An 18,607-nucleotide genomic window follows, 5' to 3' on the forward strand; every position below is an offset into this window, starting at 1 on the left:
TCCGGCGCTTGAGGACGAACCGGCGAAGCCGGTGATCGACCGAGCCACGTGAACACCGCGTACCGGGGCGGAGCCCACAGCTGCGACGATGGAGGGGCACACGCAGCAACTGGGAGGGGCGCGATGCCTGAGCTCGGGCAGGCCACACAGGCACATCCGGAAACCAAGGCGGCGGAGCCACCCGGCCCCGCCGCCCTCCGCCGTACCGGAGCCCTCGTCACGCTCGTCCTCGGCGGCCTCACCGCCGTCCCCGCGCTCTCCATGGACATGTACCTGCCGGCCCTGCCGCAGGTCACCGACGCCCTGCACTCCCCGGCCGCCACCGTCCAGCTGACCCTGACCGCCTGCCTCATGGGCATGGCGCTCGGCCAGCTCGTCGTCGGCCCCATGAGCGACAAGTGGGGCCGCCGCCGGCCCCTCCTCACCGGCCTGCTCGTCTACGTACTCGCCACCGCGATCTGCGCCTTCGCACCCACCGCGGAGCTGCTCATCGGCTTCCGGCTGCTCCAGGGCCTCGCCGGAGCCGCCGGGATAGTGATAGCCCGCGCCGTCGTCCGCGACCTGTACGACGGCATGGCGATGGCCCGCTTCTTCTCCACCCTGATGCTGATCTCCGGAGTCGCGCCCGTCGCCGCCCCGCTCATCGGCGGCCAGGTGCTGCGCTTCACCGACTGGCGGGGCATCTTCCTCGTCCTCACCGTCGTCGGCACCGCGCTGACCCTCCTGGTGTGGCGGCGGCTGCCCGAGACCCTCGCCCCCGGGAAGCGGCACAGCGGCGGCACCGTCGAGGCGCTGCGCACCATGAGGTCGCTCCTCGCCGACCGCGTCTTCGCCGGCTACATGATCGCGGGCGGCTTCGCGTTCGCCGCGCTCTTCGCCTACATCTCCGCCTCACCCTTCGTGATCCAGGAGATCTACGGCGCGTCCCCGCAGACCTTCAGCCTCCTCTTCGGCGTCAACTCCGTCGGGCTGATCGCCGCGGGCCAGCTCAACGGCAAGATCCTCGTCGGCCGCGTAGGCCTCGACAAGGTCCTCGCCGTCGGCCTCGCGATGATCACGGTCGCCGCGACGGCGCTCCTGCTCATGACGGCGGGCGTCTTCGGCGACGTCGGCCTCCTCCCCGTCGCCGCCGGACTCTTCGTCCTCATGTCGTCGATGGGCGTCACCATGCCCAACACGCAGTCCCTCGCGCTGATGCGCACCCCGCACGCCGCCGGTTCCGCCTCCGCGCTGCTCGGTACCTCCTCCTTCCTCGTCGGCGCGGTCGCCTCGCCGCTCGTCGGCATCGCGGGCGAGCACACGGCCGTTCCGATGGCCGTCGTCCAGCTCGTCTGCGCGGTGGCGGCCATCGTCTGCTTCCTCGGCCTGTGCCGCCCCTGGCAGCACAGGCCCGCGCAGGAGGCGGACCACTGAGCTCACCCAGACTCCTGCGCCCCGGCTCCCCGGACCGGGCGGGCCTCGACCCCGACGAGATCGGCCACCTCGTCGCCGAGGTGCGCGACCTGACCCGCGGGCCGCGCCCCTGGTGTGCGGGCGCGGTGGTCACCGTGGGCCGGGGCCCCGTCATCGCGGCGCAGGAGGCGACGGGCTGGGCGGTGCGCTACGCCTCGTACGACCCGGAGACCGGCACCGGCGTCGAGCTGCCCCACGGATGGCGCGTGCCGATGCGCCCCGCCACCCCCTTCGATCTGGCCTCGCTCACCAAGCTCTTCACCACGGTGGCCGCCGTCCAGCAGCTGGAGCGCGGCACGCTCGGCATCGACGCGCTCGTCGGGGCGTACGTCCCCGAGTTCACGGCCGTCGCCGAGCACGGCGTCACGGTCCGCCAGCTGCTCACCCACACCTCGGGGCTGCGGCCCGAGCTGCCGCTGTACGACCTCCCCGACGACGCCGCGCGCCTCGCCGCCCTGCGCGAGGAGGCCCCGGTCACCGCGCCCGGCGCGTACGTCTACTCCGACCTGAACATGCTGCTGCTCCAGCGCGTCCTCGAGCGCCTCACCCGCCGCCCCCTCGACGCCCTCGTCCGGGACGGCATCACCAGGCCGCTCGGGATGACCGCCACCGGCTTCGGGCCGTGCCCCGAGGCCGCCGCGACGGAGGACCAGCGAAGGCCCTGGGCCAAGGCCGACCGCGGGATGCTGCGGGGCACGGTCCACGACGAGAACGCCTGGGCGCTCGGCGGCGTCGCCGGGCACGCGGGCCTCTTCTCCACCGCCCGCGACCTGGCGGTGTTCTGCCGCACGCTGCTGTGCGGCGGCAGCTACGGCAGGGCCCGCATCCTCGGCCCCGACTTCGTCGAGCTGATGCTGACGGCGCCGGGCCTCGGCTTCCGCGTCGACCAGCCCTGGTTCATGGGCGATCTTGCGGGCCGCGGCGCGGCCGGACACACCGGCTTCACCGGCACCTCCCTGGTCATCGACCCGGCGACGGACACGTTCCTGGTACTGCTCGCGAACACGGTGCACCCCCGGCGCGAGGCCGCCGACAGCGGGCCCCGCGCGGCGGCGGGCACGCGGCTGGCCCGTGCGGCGCGGGGGCGGTAGGCGGGGCGGGGTGCCCCTGGCCGGTGCGTCCGGCCGGTGCGGTCCCGTGTGGTCCCGTGTGGTCCCGTGGGGTTGCGGGCGCCAGCCGGTGCGTCCGCCGGTGTGTCCGCCGCTGTGCGGCCTCGCGGCGGCTGCCGGCCGGCTCCGGTCGCTCGCGCGGTTCCCCGCGCCCCTTCGGGGCGCCGGGGCCGGGGCCCCACCCCCGTAGAATCGCCGGGTGAACGCCCAGATCCTTCCCGTCTCACCGGCCGAGACCCTGCGCACCGCCCTCGCCGGGCTCCTGGACGGCCTTCCGCCCAAGCAGGCGGGGCAGGCCGTCGACCGGCTGATCGCCAACTACCGGGGGCGCACCCCGACCGACGCCCCGATCCTGCGCGACCGCGCGGACGTCGTCGCGTACGCCGCGTACCGGATGCCCGCGACCTTCGAGGCGGTACGGGCGGCGCTCGCCGCCCTCGCGGAGGCGGCCCCCGAGGGCTGGGCGCCCGGCGGGCACGTGGACGTGGGCGGCGGGACGGGCGCGGCGACCTGGGCGGTCGCGGAGACCTGGGCGGGGGAGCGGCCCGTGACGGTTCTCGACTGGGCCGAGCCCGCGCTGGCCCTGGGGCGTGAACTGGCCGCAGCGGCGCCGCAGCTGAGGGCCGCGCGCTGGCAGCGCTCCCGTATCGGTGCGGCGCTCGCCATGGAGAGCACCGATCTCGTCACGGTGTCGTACGTCCTCGGGGAGCTGACGGAGAGCGACCGCCGCTCGGTCGTCGACGCGGCGGCCGACGCGGCCGCGCAGGCCGTCGTCGTCATCGAGCCCGGCACCCCCGACGGCTACGCGCGGATCATCGAGGCGCGCGAGCGGCTGATCGCGGCGGGCTTCCGGATCGCCGCGCCCTGCCCGCACAGCGCCGCCTGCCCCATCGAGCCCGGCACGGACTGGTGCCACTTCTCCGCCCGGGTCAGCAGGTCGTCCCTGCACCGCCAGGTCAAGGGCGGGTCACTGGCGTACGAGGACGAGAAGTTCGGCTATGTCGCGGCGGTCCGCTTCGAACCGCGGCCCGCGCCCTCCCGTGTCGTGCGCCGCCCGCAGATCCGCAAGGGCCAGGTCCTCCTCGACCTGTGCGGGACCGAGGAGTCCCTGCGCAGAGAGACCGTGACCAAGCGCCACGGTTCTCTCTACCGCGCGGCCCGCGACGCGGACTGGGGCGACGCGTGGCCGCCCCGGCCCGCCGAAGCGGACTGACTACGCCGGTCCCCAGGTCCCCTGGTTGACCGAGCAGTTCCAGCCGGTGCCGCGCAGGGTGAACTTCACCCCGAACGAGCGGGTGTTGAGCAGGCGCGTCTGCACCTTGAAGCCGAGCTTCGCCTTGCCCGCGAGGCTCTTGTCGTAGACCGAGACGCTCTGCGTCGTCCGGCGGGTGATCTTGCCGCCCGTCGGCGTCGCCTTCTTGAAGCGGATGTTCTTGGTGTTGGTCACCGTGAACGTGACCTTCTTGATGCTCCGCGTGGTCTTGCTCTTGATGCCGAAGTACAGGCCGCCGTTGGTGACGTTGCCGTGCGCGTCGTAGTAGAAGCGCTTCGGGTAGACGATGTCGATCGGGCAGCCGGAGACGGCGGCCCGCGGCGATGCCTGCACGGCGGACGGACCGCTCGCCGCAGAAGCGGAACCGGCGAGTCCGAGCTGGCCGGCGGCGAGTGCCCCCGCGGTGGCCAGCACTGCGGCGGACGTGCGCATGCGATTCACTGCGCTATACCTCTTCTTCCCCCAGGGCCCCAATGGACCCAACTGTTTGGTTGTGGTGATGCGTTCGCACTGGACGGGATGCGTACCTGTGCGTCCGTATTGTTAGCACGTCCTCGGCCAGGTGGCTGAACTGCCCCCAATCTTAGAAGATTCTTAAAGTCGGGGACTATTCAGTTTCTCCATGCCCACCAAGAGCAGTTCTCCAGGCCACGCCCGCAGGCGGTCGGAGACACGTTTCCTCTCCCTGTCCATCGCGCTGGCGGTCGTCGCGGCCGGTGCCACCACCTACGCCTTCACGGCCGACGCCGGGCAACCGCACGGCAAGGAGGTCGAGTTGGCCGTCGACGGCGGCACGGCCGTCGTCGACACCGCCTCCCTCGCCGTACGCGCCCACACCCGCGAAGGCCGCGACATCACCCTCTCCGACGCCTCCGGCACCGACCTCGGCGCGCCGGGCCCGGTGACCCGCACCGGCAAGGGCGGGGCCCGCTGGAGCTACCCCGAGCGCGGCATCGACGTCACCGCCCGCACCGACCACGGCCGCCTCTCCCTCCGGCTGGAGTCGGACCGCGACACCTCCGTCAGCTGGCCCGTCACCGGCACCGACGCCGCCGCCTCGGCCCTCCAGCTGCCCCGCGGGGAAGGCCTGGACATCCCCGTCGACGACGCCTTCTGGACCACCGGCGAGGGCGGCCTCGGCGGCAGCACCGTCGACGTCGGCGCCGACCTGACCCTGCCGCTGTGGGGCTACTCCCTCGGCAGGAGGACCGGCGTCAGCTACCTCACCCCCACCGACATCGGCACCACCCTCGGCTTCACCACCCCGGGAGGCCGCCTGCGCGCCACGGCGAAGCACTCCTTCGACGGCGGAGAGGGCACCCGCGACTACTCCGTCACCTTCGCGCTGACCGACGGCAACGCGGGCGCGCCCGCCGCCGACTACCGCTCCTACCTCGCCGAGCGCGGCCGACTCGGCAGCCTGAAGCGGAAGATCGCGAAGAACCCCGCCACGGGGCGGCTCCTCGGCGCCTTCCACGCCTACACCTGGGGAGACGCCCGCAAGGCCGATGGGATCGAGCAGCTCAAGAAGCTCGGCGTCGACCGGATGTGGCTCGGCTACGACGGCAAGCCCTACCCGGACAGGGCCGCGGTGCGCGCGGCGAAGAAGGCGGGCTACCTGACCGGGCCCTACGACTCCTTCGCCAACGGTCAGGACCCCAGGACCGCCGACGCCCCGAACGCGATCTGGCCCGGCACCGTCTACCCCGACTTCTGCGTCCGCGACGCCAAGGGCAAGCCGGTGACCGGCTTCGGCGGGCGCGGCTGCTACCTCAGCTCCCAGGCCTTCGAGCGGGCCGAGCCCCGTCGGCACTACCTCGCCGACCGCACCCGTTCGATGGTCGCCAACGGCGCCGACAGCTACTTCCTCGACGTCGACGCCACCGGCGAACTCTTCCGCGACCACGGCGTGGGCCACCGGATGACCAGGGCCGAGGACCGCGCGAACCGCCTCGCGCGGATGCGGCGGATCGCGGACACCGGGCTCGTCCTCGGCTCGGAGACCGCCCAGCCCTGGGCGAACGGGCCGCTGGCCTTCGACCACGGCGGGGGCACGCCGGTCGCCGACGGCATGTGGAAGCTCCAGAAGGACCGCGAGAAGTGGGGCGGCTACTACCCGGAGACCGCGCCCGGCGTCTTCTTCAAGCCGGTCGACCTCCCCGCCGACCTGGCCAAGGCCATGTACGACCCCCGCTACCGCGTCCCGCTCTACGAGACCGCGCTGCACGGCTCCCTCGTCAACACCGAGCGCTGGGAGCTCTCGTACGAGAAGCTGCCGAAGCAGAAGACCACCCGCGCTCTGCTCGCCATGCTCTACAACACCCCCCTCAACTACGTCCTCGACGGCAAGTCGCTGAAGCAGCACGGCACCGAACTGGCCGCCTTGCAGAACTACTTCGAGCCGCTGCACAAGGCCGCGGGCACCGAGCCCCTCACCTCCTACCGGCGGCTGAACGGCGCCAACACCGTCCAGCGCACGGTGTTCGGCGGGGGCACGCTGACCGTCACGGCCAACTTCGGCACCAAGGCGTACGACGGGCTGCCCGGCGGCTGCGTCGACGCCCGCCTCAAGGGCGACGACGCGCCGCGCAGGCTCTGCCCGGCCGATCTGCACAAGAGCTAGACGCGCAGCTCCTGTGTGCAGCACTTCACGCTGCCGCCGCCCTTGAGCAGCTCGCTCAGATCCATGCCGATGGGTTCGTAGCCGCGGGCGCGCAGCGGCCCGAAGAGGCCCACCGCGGCCTGCGGCAGGAGCACGTGGAGCCCGTCGGAGACGGCGTTGAGCCCGAGCGCCACGGCGTCGGGCTCCTCGGCGATCAGCGCGTCGGGGAACAGGCGCCGCAGGACCGACCGGCTGCCGGGCGAGAAGGCGGGCGGGTAGTAGACGACGTCGTCCGCCGCGTCGTCGAGGACGGCGAGCGCGGTGTCCAGGTGGTAGTAGCGCGGGTCGACCAGGTCGAGCCCGATCACCGGGCGGCCGAAGAACTCCTGCGCCTCGCCGTGCGAGAGCGGGCTGGCCCGGAAGCCGCGTCCCGCCAGGACGTAGGAGGCGGTGACGGCGAAGTCGCCCTCGCCCTCGTTGATGTGGACGGGTTCGTGGATCTCGGTGAAGCCGTGCGCGCGGAACCACTCCAGGTGGGCCGCGGCCTCCCGCTCGCGCTCGCGGTAGGCGAAGCGGGCGCCGAGCACGCGTCCGCCCACGACGGTCGCGCCGTTCGCCGCGTAGACCATGTCCGGCAGGTCGGGCCGGGGGACGAGCTCCTCGACGGTGTGGCCGAGGGCCCGGTACCGGTCGCGCAGGTCCTCCCACTGGGCGATGGCCAGGGGGACGTCGACCGGTTTCGCGGGGTCCATCCAGGGGTTGATGGAGTACGTGACCTTGAAGTGTGCCGGTGGGCACATCAGATAGCGCCGGGGTGTGGCGCGCCGAGGAGAGCGAGGAATACGGGACAAAGAAGGCTCCTCACGTACCGCAGTGTCAGCTGCCGTCCTTGGTGGGGCAGTTGAAGCCCATAGTGCGGGGTGAGGAGCCTTCGCGCTGTGAACCGAACGGGTGGTTACGGAGATGGTCATCACACCCGAAGTCCGTGGCGGCTCTCCGCCCCGCCTCCGCCGGTCCCCGCCTCCGCCGCTCATCGCGGGCCGTGCGCACTCCGCACGAGACAACTCGTCTCGTCAAGACGGTACGTCTCGGTTCGGCCCGCTGCTACATTCGGTCGCATGGCTCAGAAGACCGTCCCAGACTCCACGCGCCGCAGCGAACGCTCGCGCCGCGCGATCTATGACGCCGCCCTCGCCCTGGTCGACGAGCTCGGTTACGCCAAACTGACGATCGAGGCCATCGCGGCCCGCGCCGGTGTCGGCAAACAGACGATCTACCGCTGGTGGCCGTCGAAGGGCGCCGTCCTGCTCGACGCCTTCCTCGACCTCGCCGAGCAGGCCGCCCGGGAGGCGAGCGAGAGCGCGGGCCTGGACGAAGTCCAGAGCGAGATCCCGGACTCCGGGGACCTGGAGGCCGACCTCAAGTACGTGATGCGGGCCACCGTCGACGAGTTCAACGACCCCAAGTACGACGCCCCCTACCGTGCGCTCGCCGCCGAGGGGCTGCTCAACCCCGAGCTGGGCGCCGAGTTCGTCGAGAAGCTCCTGGAGCCGCAGCTCCAGGTCTACGCCGACCGGGTGCGCCGGGCCCAGGAGGCGGGCCAGGTCCGGCCCGGCATCGACCCCCGCATCGCCCTGGAGATGTGGACGAGCCCCCTCGCCCAGCGCTGGATGATGCGCACGGGGCCCCTCACCCACGCCTACGCCGACGCGCTCGTCGAGTACGCCCTCTACGGCATCACGTCACGCCCGCCGGCCCCCTGAGCGGCCCCACCGAAGGCTGCCGCGCCGCCCTGACGGCCCCGGCCGCCCCGGCCCGCTTGACCGGCGTGCGCGAGAGCAGGCCCGGGGCGTCCGTGATCACGCCGTTGCAGCCGAGCCGCAGCACCCGGTCGCGCTGCCTGGGCGTGGTCACCGTGTGCGCCCACACCCGTGGGATGCCCGAGTTCACCGCGCGCTCCAGATCGCGGTCGCGCGCCTTGTAGTCCACGTCGAGCACGTCCACGAAGGGCGCCCAGTCCTCGGGCCGGTCGGTGCTCATCTGCTTCTTGGAGCGCCACAGCTGGGCCAGCAGGCCCAGCTCGTGGGCGCGCAGGGCGACCGCTGGGCTGTTGGAGTTCACGAAGACCGAGCGGGTCAGGCCCCGGGCGCGGATCAGCCGGGCCAGCGACTTGAGGCTCCGCGGGTCCTTGGCCTCCAGCATCAGCATGATCCGCCCGCCGAACCGGTCGAGGACCTCCGCCACCGTCGGCGGCCGCTCCGGGCGCCAGTGGCCGGGCAGCGTCATCTCCTGGCGCAGCCGGACCCCCAGCCACTGCCATCGGTCCAGGTCGCTCACGGGGCCCGACGAGTACGTGGTGCGGTCCAGGGTGGCATCGTGCATGACCACCATCGTGCCGTCGCCCAGCATCCGCGTATCGAAGTCGATGACCTGTGCGGTGCCGCTCTCGAAGGCCGTGGCCAGGCCCGACATGCTGTTCTCCGGCACCTCCAGGGCGCCGCCGCGGTGCGCGGTGTAGACGACGCGGGGGAGCGCGTCCACGGTCAGGGGGCCGCCGCCCCATTCGATCGGGGTGAGGAAGCCGTTCAGTGTCGTGAGGGTCAGCGCCGTGAGGCCCGTCAGCACAGTCCTAATGACCATGACGCCCACCGTAGGGGGGAAAATCCCACCTTTCTACGTGATGCCCCCCTATGGGGACCGCAACTGGTACCGCCCCGGCCACCCCGGATGTGGGCTCCGGCCCCCCAGGGCGCAGGATGGTGGGACCATGGGTCATGCTTTCGGCACAACGGCGAGGTGAGGGGCTAGATGGGCGCGGAGTTCGGTAGCCGGTCCGGCGGGCGGAGCAGGATTTCCCAGTGGCTCCGCCGCCGTCCGAAGGACACGGCCGCGGAAGACCGGGCCCGCGAGGACCTGCTGCTGGCCGCCGCGGCGGCCGGGCTGCCGCTCGCCCCGGCCGCGTATCCGTCGGGGTACCGATGTTCGTGCGACCGCATCGGCTGCCCCACACCCGCCAGGCATCCCGTCTCCTTCGCCTGGCAGACGCAGTCCACGACCGACCGCGGCCAGATCGAGCGGTGGGCCCGCCACCAGCCGCAGGCCAACTTCATCACCGCGACCGGCATGATCCACGACGTCCTCGACGTACCGCTGGACGCCGGTCTTGAGGCCCTGGAGCGGCTCCTGGCCGCCGGCATCGACGTCGGGCCCGTCGCGGAGTCGGGCGGCAGCAACGGCCGGGGCCGCCTGCTCTTCTACACCGCGACGCGCGGCACCCCCGAGGACGAGGACGAGTGGTGGCCCTGCGAGCTGGACTGCCACCCCGAGACGATGGACGAGCACCCGGGCCTGCGCTGGCACTGCCGCGGCTCGTACGTCCTGGTGCCGCCCGCCCGGCTCCCCGGTGACCAGGAGGTGCGCTGGCTGCGCGGCCCCGAGCACCCGCTGCCTGATCCGCTGACGCTCCTCGCGACCCTCACCGACGAATGCGCGCGGGTCGCGGGAGAGCCCCAACAGGACGTCGCCGCCTGGCCGTTGAGGGGCTGACGCCGTTGCGGGGGTCCGACGGCCGGCAACGCGGAGCGTTGGCAACCGACGACAACGCCGCAGATGTGCGTGCCAGGCCCCGCGGCCCCGGACAGATCCGAAAGACAGGCCCTAGTCGCCCTTGGCGCCCGTCAGGCCCTGGATGCGGCTCAGGATCGCCACCTTGTCGCCGCTCTTGCGCTTCGGGTCGACGGCCACCTGGTTCGAGACCCGGTCGAGCAGCAGGGACTGCCGCACCTCGCCCTTGAGCAGGGCCTTCGCGTCCGCGTCGACCTTCGGGCTCAGCCCCTTGAACGCGGTCTGCTTCTCGTAGTGGCGGGTGGAGAAGAACACCATCGCGCCGCCGTCCTCGGTGCGCAGCCCCAGCGGGGCGAAGGCGCCGCCGTTCTGCGGCTCGTCGATGTACTGCACGGCCAGCCCCGCGCGCCGCGAGTTCCGCTCGCGGTACGCCTTCCAGCGCGTCGTATGGTCGCCCGGCGCGAAGGCGTCACCTCCCGACTTCAAGTACGACGTGTACTTCTCGCCGAGGTCCTGCGGGGCCAGCGCGAGATCCTTCGCCGCCACGTCCACCGGCTCGGCGAAGCCGTCCTTGTCCTTCTTCGGCTTCGGCAGCTTCTGCGGCGACACCAGGTTCAGGTAGGTGGCCCGCCACAGCTCGTCGGGGCCGCCCTTGGTGAAGACCCACAGCCAGCGCAGGTCCGAGCGGCGGTTGGCCCGGGTGTCGGCCATGAACCAGCGCGGCCAGCCGGCCTTCTTCGGGATCGTGTACGACACGTCCGTCAGTTCCAGCGGCTGGTGGCCCGGATTGCCGCCCGGGTGCTGCACGTGCCGCGACCTCAGGCCGCCCTGGTTGATGGCGCCGAGCGGGCCGGTGATGCGGGCGGCGTCCGCGGCCGGGTCGTAGGCCTTGTCGGCCTTGTTGTACGCGGCGAGGAACGCCTTGAGCGCGCGGCCCGCCTCGGCCTTCGTGGCGGAGGGCACGACCTCCCGCTCGCCGTGCACGGTCACACATCCGCTCACGGACAGCGCCAGCGCCGCCACCGCCGCCGACGCCGTGGCGGGCCGGCCGAGACCACGGACCCTGCGAACGCTGCTCATCGGAATTTCCTCACCTGCCCCTTCCCGGGGCCGAACCATATCGGGCCCGGGAAGAGGGTGCCCGAGGCGGGTCAGATCTCCTGGAGGAGCTGCGCGTTGACCCAGCCGCGTTTGCTGCTGCGCGGCAGGTCGCCGTAGTACCACTGGGTGTTGCGCTTGACCGTGTAGCAGCGGACGTAGACGTTGTCGAACCACTCCAGGCGCTTGAGCTTGCGGTAGCTCATGCCGGGACCCGAGTACGCGGTGGCGCCGACATTGATGACCATCATGTTGTGGTTCTTGACGTTCTTGGTGCAGGCGCTGCCGCCAACCGCGGAGGCGGTGGGGGCGGTCACGAGCGAGGCACCGAGGGCCACGGCGGTCGCCGCGGTCAGCGTGGCAAGGCTCTTCCCGAAACGGGAGGTTCGCATGGGGGGATCATCCTCAGAGATCGGCCGACTGGTGAACGACGATCATAGGCACGGCAGTTCGAGCCCCGTGCGCCAGGTCAGCCCTGTTCCGGAACGGTCGCTTTCGCCGGTTTCTGCGCCGCCCGCTGCGTGGACCGTCCCGGCGCGAAGAAGAACGCCAGCGTCGGCACCAGATACAGCAGCCACACCACGACCTGCACCACGGTCGGGTCCGGCTGGAAGTTGAAGACGCCCTTGAGCAGCGTGCCGTACCAGCTGTCCGGCGGGATCGTCGCGCTGATGTCGAACGCCTTGTCGCGAAGGCCGCCGACGAACTCCGCCTCCTGCAAGTCGTGCACGCCGTACGCGAGGACGCCCGCCGCCACCACGACCAGCATCGCGCCGGTCCAGGTGAAGAACTTCGCGAGGTTGATGCGGACCGCACCCCGGTAGAACAGCCAGCCGAGCGCCACCGCGCTGAGCAGGCCCAGGATCACGCCGAGCAGCGGGCCGTGCGAGCCGTCGTTCGACGCGCGTACCGAGGCCCAGACGAAGAGGGCGGTCTCCAGGCCCTCCCTGCCCACCGCGAGGAACGCGGTCGCCACCAGCGCGGCCGTGCCCATCTGCAGCGCCGTGTCCAGCTTGCCGTGCAGCTCCGACTTCAGGTGCCGTGCCGTGCGCCGCATCCAGAAGACCATCCACGTCACCAGGCCCACGGCGACGATCGACAGCGAACCGCCGAGCGCCTCCTGCGCCTTGAACGTCAGCTCCTGCGAGCCGAAGGTCAGCGCGCAGCCGAAGCCGAGCGCGAGCGCCACCGCGACACCGATGCCCGTCCAGATGGGCGCCAGCGCGTCCCGCCGCCCGGTCTTCACCAGGTAGGCGATGAGGATGCAGACGACCAGGCTGGCCTCCAGACCCTCGCGCAGGCCGATCAGATAGTTGCCGAACATCGGCTCATCCCTCCCCGGTGAACAGGTCCTTGCCCCACCAGTCGCCCTTGCCGCGGACGCCCGGCGGGACCGCGAAGACCGCGGAACCCACATGCTGGATGTACTCGTTGAGCGCGTCGGAGCGCGCCAGATTGCGCTGCACCGGGATGAATCCGGTGCGCACGTCCCGCTGGTACGCGAGGAAGAAGAGGCCCGCGTCCAGGCGGCCGAGGCCGTCGGTGCCGTCCGTGAAGGAGTAGCCGCGGCGCAGGATCGTCGCCCCGCCGTTGGCATGGGGGTGCGCGAGCCGGACGTGCGCGTCGGGCTTCATCGCCTTCAGGAACGGCTCGTCGTGCTCCCTGGCCTTGCCGACCGGGGCGCCCTCGCCCTTGTCGCGGCCGAACACGTCCTCCTGCTCACCGAGCGAGGTGCGGTCCCACGTCTCGATGTTCATGCGGATGCGGCGCGCCACGAGGTAGGAGCCGCCGGTCATCCAGCGGGGCCCGTCCTTCTCACCGACCCACACGTGCCGGTCGAGCGCGGCGGTGTCGTCCCCGGAGACGTTGCGCGTGCCGTCCTTGAAGCCGAAGAGGTTACGGGGGGTCTGCGCGCCCGGCGTCGTCGACGACGTCTTGCCGAAGCCGAGCTGCGACCAGCGCACCGCGACCTTGCCGAAGCCGATGCGGGCGAGGTTGCGGATGGCGTGCACGGCGACCTGCGGGTCGTCCGCGCAGGCCTGCACGCACAGGTCGCCGCCGCTGCGGGCCTTGTCGAGGTTGTCGCCGGGGAACTTGGGCAGGTCGACCAGGGCCTCGGGGCGCTTGTCCGCGAGATCGAACTTCTCGAACAGGGAGGGCCCGAAGCCGATGGTCAGGGTCAGCCGGGACGGCTTGAGGCCGAGCGCCTCGCCGGTGTCGTCCGGCGGCGCCTCGGCGAGCCCGCCGTACGCGCCCTCGCCGACCGCGTGCCCCGCCGTCATCCGCGCCGCGGCCCGCGTCCAGTCCTTGAGGAGCCGCACGAACTCCGCGCGGTCGGCCGTCTTCACGTCGAACGCCGCGAAGTGCAGGCGGTCCTGGACGGCGGTGGCGATGCCCGCCTGGTGCGCGCCGTGGAAGGCGACGGCCGCCCCCGAGTCGGCGGCGGGCGCCGCTTCGTCCTCGGAGCGTGCCATCGTCACCGCGCCGCCCGCCGCGGCCGCGCCGAGCGCGAGCCCGGCGCCGCCCCAGCCGAGCAGCGAACGCCGGGACGGTGTACGGGAGGTTTCCTCAGTCATCGTTTCCCCTGCCGGTTCTGCCGGTCACTTGGCCTTGGCGACGGCCGCGGCCAGCTTCGACAGCGGCTCCGCGAGCGCGTTGACGCCGTCGGACAGTTCCTTGGTGTCCGCCTTGCCGAGCTTGTCGTACGAGGTGAACCGGTAGGAGCCGGCGCCGCCCTCGCGGTACTTGTCCAGGAGCTTGTTGAGGGCCGCGAACTGCTTGTCGAGCTCCTTGGTGAGCTGCGGGTCGTTCTCGGCGGCGACGGGCTTCAGGAGCTCGTACGACTTCTGGGCGCCCTCGACGTTGGCCTTGAAGTCGACGAGGTCGGTGTGCGAGTAGCGCTCCTCCTCGCCGGTGACCTTGCCGGTGGCGACCTCGTCGAGGAGTTCCTTGGCGCCGTTGGCCATCGAGGTCGGCGTGATGACGGCCTTGCCGACCTTCTTCTGCCAGGCGAGGAGGTCCTTGTCGAGCCGCGTGGCGAGCTGCTTCTCGCGCGCGCCGATCTTCTTGTCCTTCCACAGGGCCCGCTCCAGGCGGTGCCAGCCCGTCCAGTCCTTCTCCGGGTCCTGGTCGTCCGCCAGGCCGTCCTCGCGCACGTCGACCTTGGGGTCGATGGTGCCGAAGGACTCGGCGACGGGCTCGGTGCGCTCCCAGCCGATGCGGGAGTCGGCGTACGCCTTCTTCGCGGCGGCCAGGTCGCCCTTGCGGACGGCGTCGGTGAAGACCTTCGTCTTCGGCAGCGTCGCGTCGGCCTGCTCCTGGGCGTACTCGCGGTAGGCGGCGACGGCCTTGTCAAGGCGGGGGTCGCGCTTCGCGGTCCGGCCGCCGCCGGTGACGGTGACCTTCTGGCGGATGCCATCGCCCTTCATGCCGGGCTTGCAGGCGATGTCGTAGGAGCCGGCCTTCACCTCGGCGGTGAGCTTCTGCTTGGTGCCGGGGCCGATGTTCTCGCGCTCGCTGACGATGCGGTCGTCGGGGAAGAGGAGGTAGACCTCGGTGACCTTGGAGCCCTTGTTCTCGATGGCCAGCTCGACGTGACCGGCGGAGAGCTCCTTCTTGGAGACCTCGCACTTGTCGTCGGTGGCGGTGACGCTCACGGTGTTGCCGCCGCCCTTGGCGTCGCTCTTCTCCGTGCAGCCCGTGACGGCGGTCAGGGCGGCCGCGGCGACGACGGCGGTGACGACGGGCAGACGTGCGGGGCGCACGGGACGCATAGCGGGCTCCAAGACGGTCACGGACGGCATTCGACCCCACCGCAAGCCGGTGAGGCCGACCTAACTTAACCGAGCCTTACCTCGGTAATACCCGCCCGACCCGTGATTCAGCTCTCACGCCGCACGACCGCTCACGAGCCGATCACGGCCGGTCGATGGGCGGCCCATGACCAGGCAAAGCGATGGTCAAGCCGCAGGGGTGCGGCACGGAGTGATCATGGGGACGCCCGTGCGCGGGTGCGGGTGCGGGTGCGGGTGCGGGAGTGGGGCCGGGCTCGGGTTCTGTGGGTGGTGCTGGTGGGGGAGGAGGGGCGGTCGGTGGCGCGGGGGCGCTGGCGGCCACCGGCTCTTCCGTACCCTCGGCGGCGCTCCTCGGCGTGGCGGGCGTGGCGCTCGCGGCGGGCACGGGCGCGGTCGTCGTGGCACGGCGGCGGCGCGGCACCGAAACGGTGTGATGTTTCAATGCGGGGATGACTGCACCGCACGACGTACTCCGTGTCTTCTGCGGGCCCGACGGTCGGCACGGCAACGAACTCGGTGTCGTGCGCGACGGGGCCCGCATGCGCGCGGCCGAGGAGCGCCGGGCGCTCGCCGCGCGGCTCGGCTTCAGCGAGACGGTCTTCGTCGACGACGCAGAGCGCGGCGTCATCGACATCTACACACCGTCCCTGCGCCTGCCCTTCGCCGGGCATCCCTGCGTCGGCACGGCCTGGCTCCTCGGCCGGCCCGAACTCGTCACGCCCGCCGGGGTGGTGGCGGCGCGTCAGGACGGCGAGTTCAGCTGGATCACGGCGCGGTCGGACTGGGCGCCGCCGAGGACGTTGCGGCGGTACGCGTCGGCGGCGGAGGTCGACGCGCTCGACGTGCCGCCGCCGGGGGAGTGGGTCTACGCCTGGGCCTGGCAGGACGAGGCCGCGGGGCGGGTGCGGGCGAGGGGCTTCCCCGGCCGGGGCGACGGCATCGACGAGGACGAGGCGACGGGCGCGGCGGCGCTCCAGCTCACACATGAGTTGGGCCGCGCCCTCAACATCACGCAGGGACGCGGCTCACAGATCCTGACGGCGCCGGGGCCGGACGGGTCGATCGAGGTAGGGGGACGGGTGAGGCCGGTGTCCTTCTGAGAGGGACTTTTCAGCCCCTCCGGCGTGGCGTTTGAGGAGCGGGGGCCCGGGGGCCCGGGGGAGCCCCCGAGTCGGCTCTCTCATCACGCGGTGAGCGGAAACTCTTCCCCCAGCTCACGAAAGACCGCCGTATTCAGCGCGAACGCGCGCCGGCACTCGTCGACGATCCGCTTCTTCTCCAGGTCGTCCGCGACCACCGCGTCGATCCCGTCGAGCAGCTCCCGGTAGCTCCGCTTGAACGCGGCCGGATTGGCTATCCCTTCGAACACGTAGAACCGCACGCCGTCACCCTTGCGGTCGAAGCCCCAGGTCTGCTCCGCCTTGCCGCGGATGATCTGGCCGCCGGACAGGTCGCCGAGATAGCGCGTGTAGTGGTGGGCTACATAGCCGCCGGGCCAGGTGCGGGCGCACTCCTCGACCCGTGCCGCGTACGCCGCCGTGGCGGGCAGCGGCGTGACGCCCTCGCGCCAGTCCGCGCCCCGCAGATGCGTGAGGTCGCGCTCCAGCTCGCCCACGCGCTCCAGCTCGGGCCGGATGAACGGCCCCGCGACGGGGTCGCCCCGCAGGGCCCGCGCGCCGTCCTCCAGGGCGCGGTACACGAACCACAGCTGCTCGGTGTAGCGCGTGTAGGCGTCGACGCCGAGCCGGCCGCCGAGCAGGTCGCTCATGAAGGCCGAGGTCTCCGCCTCGGTGTGCTGCTCGTGGGACGCGGTGCGGATGACCGTCGAGAAGGGCGTGGGCGCCGTGTCCATGAGGGGCCTCCAAGGGGAGCCGGGGGTGGCGGGATGGCGGGAACCGGTGCGACCTCCGCAGATCATGGCAAGTTAGGCTTACCTAAGTCAACTGGTTCCCGACATCCTGTCGGTAAAAAAGGTACCCGCCTTCGGCTCGCGGAACCGTACGGAACGAAGAACCCGGATATCGGCCGGCCGGCCGGTCCACCGGTCGACCGGTCAGGGCAGCGTCAGGATCTCCGCCCCCGTGTCCGTCACCACCAGCGTGTGCTCGAACTGCGCGGTCCGCTTCCTGTCCTTGGTGACGACGGTCCAGCCGTCCTCCCACATGTCGTACTCGTGCGTACCGAGCGTGAGCATCGGCTCGATCGTGAACGTCATGCCGGGCTGGATGACCGTCGTGGCGTGCGGGCTGTCGTAGTGCGGGACGATCAGGCCGGAGTGGAAGGACGAGTTGATGCCGTGGCCGGTGAAGTCGCGGACCACGCCGTAGCCGAAGCGCTTGGCGTACGACTCGATGACACGGCCGATGATGTTGATCTGCCGGCCGGGCTTGACGGCCTTGATGGCGCGGTCGAGGGAGGTCCGGGTCCGCTCGACGAGCAGCCTGGACTCGTCGTCGACGTCGCCGACGAGGTACGTGGCGTTGTTGTCGCCGTGGACGCCGCCGATGTACGCGGTGACGTCGAGGTTGATGATGTCGCCGTCCTTCAGGACGGTGGAGTCGGGGATCCCGTGGCAGATGACCTCGTTGACCGAGCTGCACAGCGACTTGGGGAAGCCGCGGTAGCCGAGGGTCGAGGGGTAGGCGCCGTGGTCGCACATGTACTCGTGCGCGACGCGGTCCAGCTCATCGGTGGTCACACCGGGCGCGATGTGCTTGGCGGCCTCTTCCATGGCGCGGGCGGCGATGCGGCCCGCGGTGCGCATCAACTCGATGGTCTCGGGGGTCTGCACTTCGGGCCCCGTGTACGGGGTCGGCGCGGGCTTCCCGACATACTCCGGGCGCCTGATGTTGCCGGGTACGGAACGGGTGGGGGAGAGCTCCCCTGGGACGAGCAGTGACTGGCCAGACATGCCGGCGAGTCTAGCCAGCCGTCCTGGGGCAGCATGGTCCCGGAGAGCATGACCGGATCGGGTACGGAAGGAGCGGGGCATGGCGCTGTTCAAGAAGAAGACCGTCGGCAAGCCGGGCGAGTGGTTCTACTGCCTGGAGCACGGAAAGGTCGAGGAGGGCCCGGACTGCCCCGGCAAGGACCGCATGGGCCCCTACGCGTCGCCCGAGGAGGCGCAGAGCGCGATGCGGACCGCTCAGGAGCGGAACCTTCAGTGGGAGACGGATCCTCGCTGGCACGATCCCGCTGCGCGGGGCGAAACCGACTGACCCCACCGCTCCGCGGCGGGACTCTACGCCGCTCCGCACCGAGGCTTTGCACCGCTCCGCGCCGGGGCTTTGCGCCGCTCCGCGCCGGGGTCTGTGCCGTTCCGCGCCGTGGTTCTGCGCGCTTTGCGCGGGGTCTGCGCTGTTCCGCGCCGGGGGTTTGCGGCGCTCGGCGTCGGGCTCTGCGGCGCCCCGCGCCGGGGTTCCACGTCGCTCCGCGACGGGTTCTTCGCCGCTCCGCGGCGGGTTTCCCGCCCACCCACCCGTTTGCCCCGCGACGTTGCGTTGTCGTAGGTGCGGTCGGCGATGGGTCCCCCCCCACCCACCCGTTTGCTCCGTGACGTCGGGTCGCCGACGTATGGGCGGGTGGGTGGGGAGTGCAGGTTTCGGTTTGGTGAGGCCGGGCTGTGGGGGTGGCTGCTCCATGGGGGTGCGGGGCTTGCCGGGTGGGGCTGGGGTTTGGGCGGGTGGGTGGGGAGTGCAGGTCCTGCTCGCAGTGA

18 protein-coding genes are annotated in these 18,607 nt (G+C 71.8%); 8 read left to right on the forward strand and 10 right to left on the reverse strand.

Features of this window, described 5'->3' with window-relative positions; translation table 11 throughout:
• The first annotated feature begins 123 nt into the window (after positions 1-123).
• The 3 genes from ACFVYR_RS12890 (at position 124) to ACFVYR_RS12900 (ending at position 3,774) form a co-directional block, all read left to right on the forward strand.
• The gene (locus tag ACFVYR_RS12890) at positions 124-1,413 is read left to right on the forward strand and encodes a multidrug effflux MFS transporter (RefSeq protein WP_384256657.1); all 1,290 of its coding nucleotides are present in this window, start codon (positions 124-126) and stop codon (positions 1,411-1,413) included.
• Complete coding sequence (locus ACFVYR_RS12895) at positions 1,368-2,543, forward strand: serine hydrolase domain-containing protein (RefSeq protein WP_384256655.1); 1,176 nt, start codon at positions 1,368-1,370, stop codon at positions 2,541-2,543. Before ACFVYR_RS12890 ends, ACFVYR_RS12895 begins: the two co-directional genes overlap by 46 nt.
• A 217-nt stretch (positions 2,544-2,760) precedes the next feature.
• Positions 2,761-3,774, forward strand: a complete 1,014-nt coding sequence (locus tag ACFVYR_RS12900; RefSeq protein ID WP_384256653.1) for a small ribosomal subunit Rsm22 family protein — start codon at positions 2,761-2,763, stop codon at positions 3,772-3,774.
• Here ACFVYR_RS12900 and ACFVYR_RS12905 read toward each other — a convergent pair whose 3' ends face one another.
• Positions 3,775-4,266: a hypothetical protein gene (locus tag ACFVYR_RS12905; RefSeq protein WP_384256651.1), complete on the reverse strand. Its 492-nt coding sequence runs from the start codon at positions 4,264-4,266 to the stop codon at positions 3,775-3,777.
• Positions 4,267-4,456: 190 nt separating this feature from the next.
• On the opposite strand from ACFVYR_RS12905, the gene ACFVYR_RS12910 reads away from it, so the two are divergent.
• Positions 4,457-6,457 carry a glycoside hydrolase gene (locus ACFVYR_RS12910; protein ID WP_384256649.1) on the forward strand — a complete coding sequence of 667 codons (2,001 nt, stop codon included), beginning with the start codon at positions 4,457-4,459 and terminating at the stop codon, positions 6,455-6,457.
• Here ACFVYR_RS12910 and ddaH read toward each other — a convergent pair.
• Positions 6,454-7,287: a dimethylargininase gene (gene ddaH / locus ACFVYR_RS12915; RefSeq protein WP_384256646.1), complete on the reverse strand. Its 834-nt coding sequence runs from the start codon at positions 7,285-7,287 to the stop codon at positions 6,454-6,456. The genes ACFVYR_RS12910 and ddaH overlap by 4 nt on opposite strands.
• Positions 7,288-7,554: 267 nt before the next feature.
• On the opposite strand from ddaH, the gene ACFVYR_RS12920 reads away from it, so the two are divergent.
• Complete coding sequence (locus tag ACFVYR_RS12920; RefSeq protein ID WP_384256644.1) at positions 7,555-8,199, forward strand: TetR/AcrR family transcriptional regulator; 645 nt, start codon at positions 7,555-7,557, stop codon at positions 8,197-8,199.
• On the opposite strand, the gene ACFVYR_RS12925 is transcribed toward ACFVYR_RS12920, so the two are convergent.
• The gene (locus tag ACFVYR_RS12925) at positions 8,174-9,076 is read right to left on the reverse strand and encodes a glycerophosphodiester phosphodiesterase (protein WP_384256642.1); all 903 of its coding nucleotides are present in this window, start codon (positions 9,074-9,076) and stop codon (positions 8,174-8,176) included. The genes ACFVYR_RS12920 and ACFVYR_RS12925 overlap by 26 nt on opposite strands.
• 168 nt (positions 9,077-9,244) lie before the next feature.
• On the opposite strand from ACFVYR_RS12925, the gene ACFVYR_RS12930 reads away from it, so the two are divergent.
• Positions 9,245-9,982 carry a bifunctional DNA primase/polymerase gene (locus ACFVYR_RS12930; RefSeq protein WP_384256639.1) on the forward strand — a complete coding sequence of 246 codons (738 nt, stop codon included), beginning with the start codon at positions 9,245-9,247 and terminating at the stop codon, positions 9,980-9,982.
• A 111-nt stretch (positions 9,983-10,093) separates the two neighbouring features.
• On the opposite strand, the gene ACFVYR_RS12935 is transcribed toward ACFVYR_RS12930, so the two are convergent.
• The 5 genes from ACFVYR_RS12935 to efeO form a co-directional block, all read right to left on the reverse strand.
• A complete protein-coding gene (locus ACFVYR_RS12935; protein WP_384256637.1) occupies positions 10,094-11,080 on the reverse strand; it encodes a hypothetical protein in 987 nt (328 codons plus the stop codon).
• A 71-nt stretch (positions 11,081-11,151) separates the two neighbouring features.
• Positions 11,152-11,490, reverse strand: coding sequence for a hypothetical protein (locus ACFVYR_RS12940; protein WP_384256634.1), 339 nt, complete (start codon positions 11,488-11,490; stop codon positions 11,152-11,154).
• A gap of 77 nt (positions 11,491-11,567) precedes the next feature.
• Entirely contained in the window at positions 11,568-12,422 is an 855-nt protein-coding gene (gene efeU / locus ACFVYR_RS12945; protein ID WP_384256632.1) for an iron uptake transporter permease EfeU, read from the reverse strand.
• A 4-nt stretch (positions 12,423-12,426) separates the two neighbouring features.
• The gene (gene efeB / locus ACFVYR_RS12950; protein ID WP_384256630.1) at positions 12,427-13,674 is read right to left on the reverse strand and encodes an iron uptake transporter deferrochelatase/peroxidase subunit; all 1,248 of its coding nucleotides are present in this window, start codon (positions 13,672-13,674) and stop codon (positions 12,427-12,429) included.
• 24 nt (positions 13,675-13,698) lie between these two features.
• On the reverse strand, positions 13,699-14,862 hold the full coding sequence (gene efeO / locus ACFVYR_RS12955) for an iron uptake system protein EfeO (RefSeq protein ID WP_384256811.1): 1,164 nt from the start codon (positions 14,860-14,862) through the stop codon (positions 13,699-13,701).
• Between the two features lie 479 nt (positions 14,863-15,341).
• Between efeO and ACFVYR_RS12960 the strand changes: the two genes are divergently transcribed.
• Positions 15,342-15,992 carry a PhzF family phenazine biosynthesis protein gene (locus tag ACFVYR_RS12960; protein ID WP_384256628.1) on the forward strand — a complete coding sequence of 217 codons (651 nt, stop codon included), beginning with the start codon at positions 15,342-15,344 and terminating at the stop codon, positions 15,990-15,992.
• Between the two features lie 83 nt (positions 15,993-16,075).
• Here ACFVYR_RS12960 and ACFVYR_RS12965 read toward each other — a convergent pair whose 3' ends face one another.
• Both ACFVYR_RS12965 and map read right to left on the reverse strand, forming a co-directional pair.
• Positions 16,076-16,744: a heme oxygenase (biliverdin-producing) gene (locus tag ACFVYR_RS12965; RefSeq protein ID WP_384256626.1), complete on the reverse strand. Its 669-nt coding sequence runs from the start codon at positions 16,742-16,744 to the stop codon at positions 16,076-16,078.
• A gap of 201 nt (positions 16,745-16,945) precedes the next feature.
• On the reverse strand, positions 16,946-17,803 hold the full coding sequence (gene map, locus ACFVYR_RS12970) for a type I methionyl aminopeptidase (RefSeq protein WP_384256623.1): 858 nt from the start codon (positions 17,801-17,803) through the stop codon (positions 16,946-16,948).
• A gap of 79 nt (positions 17,804-17,882) precedes the next feature.
• On the opposite strand from map, the gene ACFVYR_RS12975 reads away from it, so the two are divergent.
• Positions 17,883-18,110 (forward strand): hypothetical protein, encoded by a 228-nt coding sequence (locus ACFVYR_RS12975; RefSeq protein ID WP_384256621.1) that lies wholly within the window; start codon positions 17,883-17,885, stop codon positions 18,108-18,110.
• The last annotated feature ends 497 nt before the right edge of the window (positions 18,111-18,607 follow it).

Origin of the sequence: Streptomyces sp. NPDC058284, assembly GCF_042881135.1 — a bacterium.
Classification (GTDB): domain Bacteria; phylum Actinomycetota; class Actinomycetes; order Streptomycetales; family Streptomycetaceae; genus Streptomyces.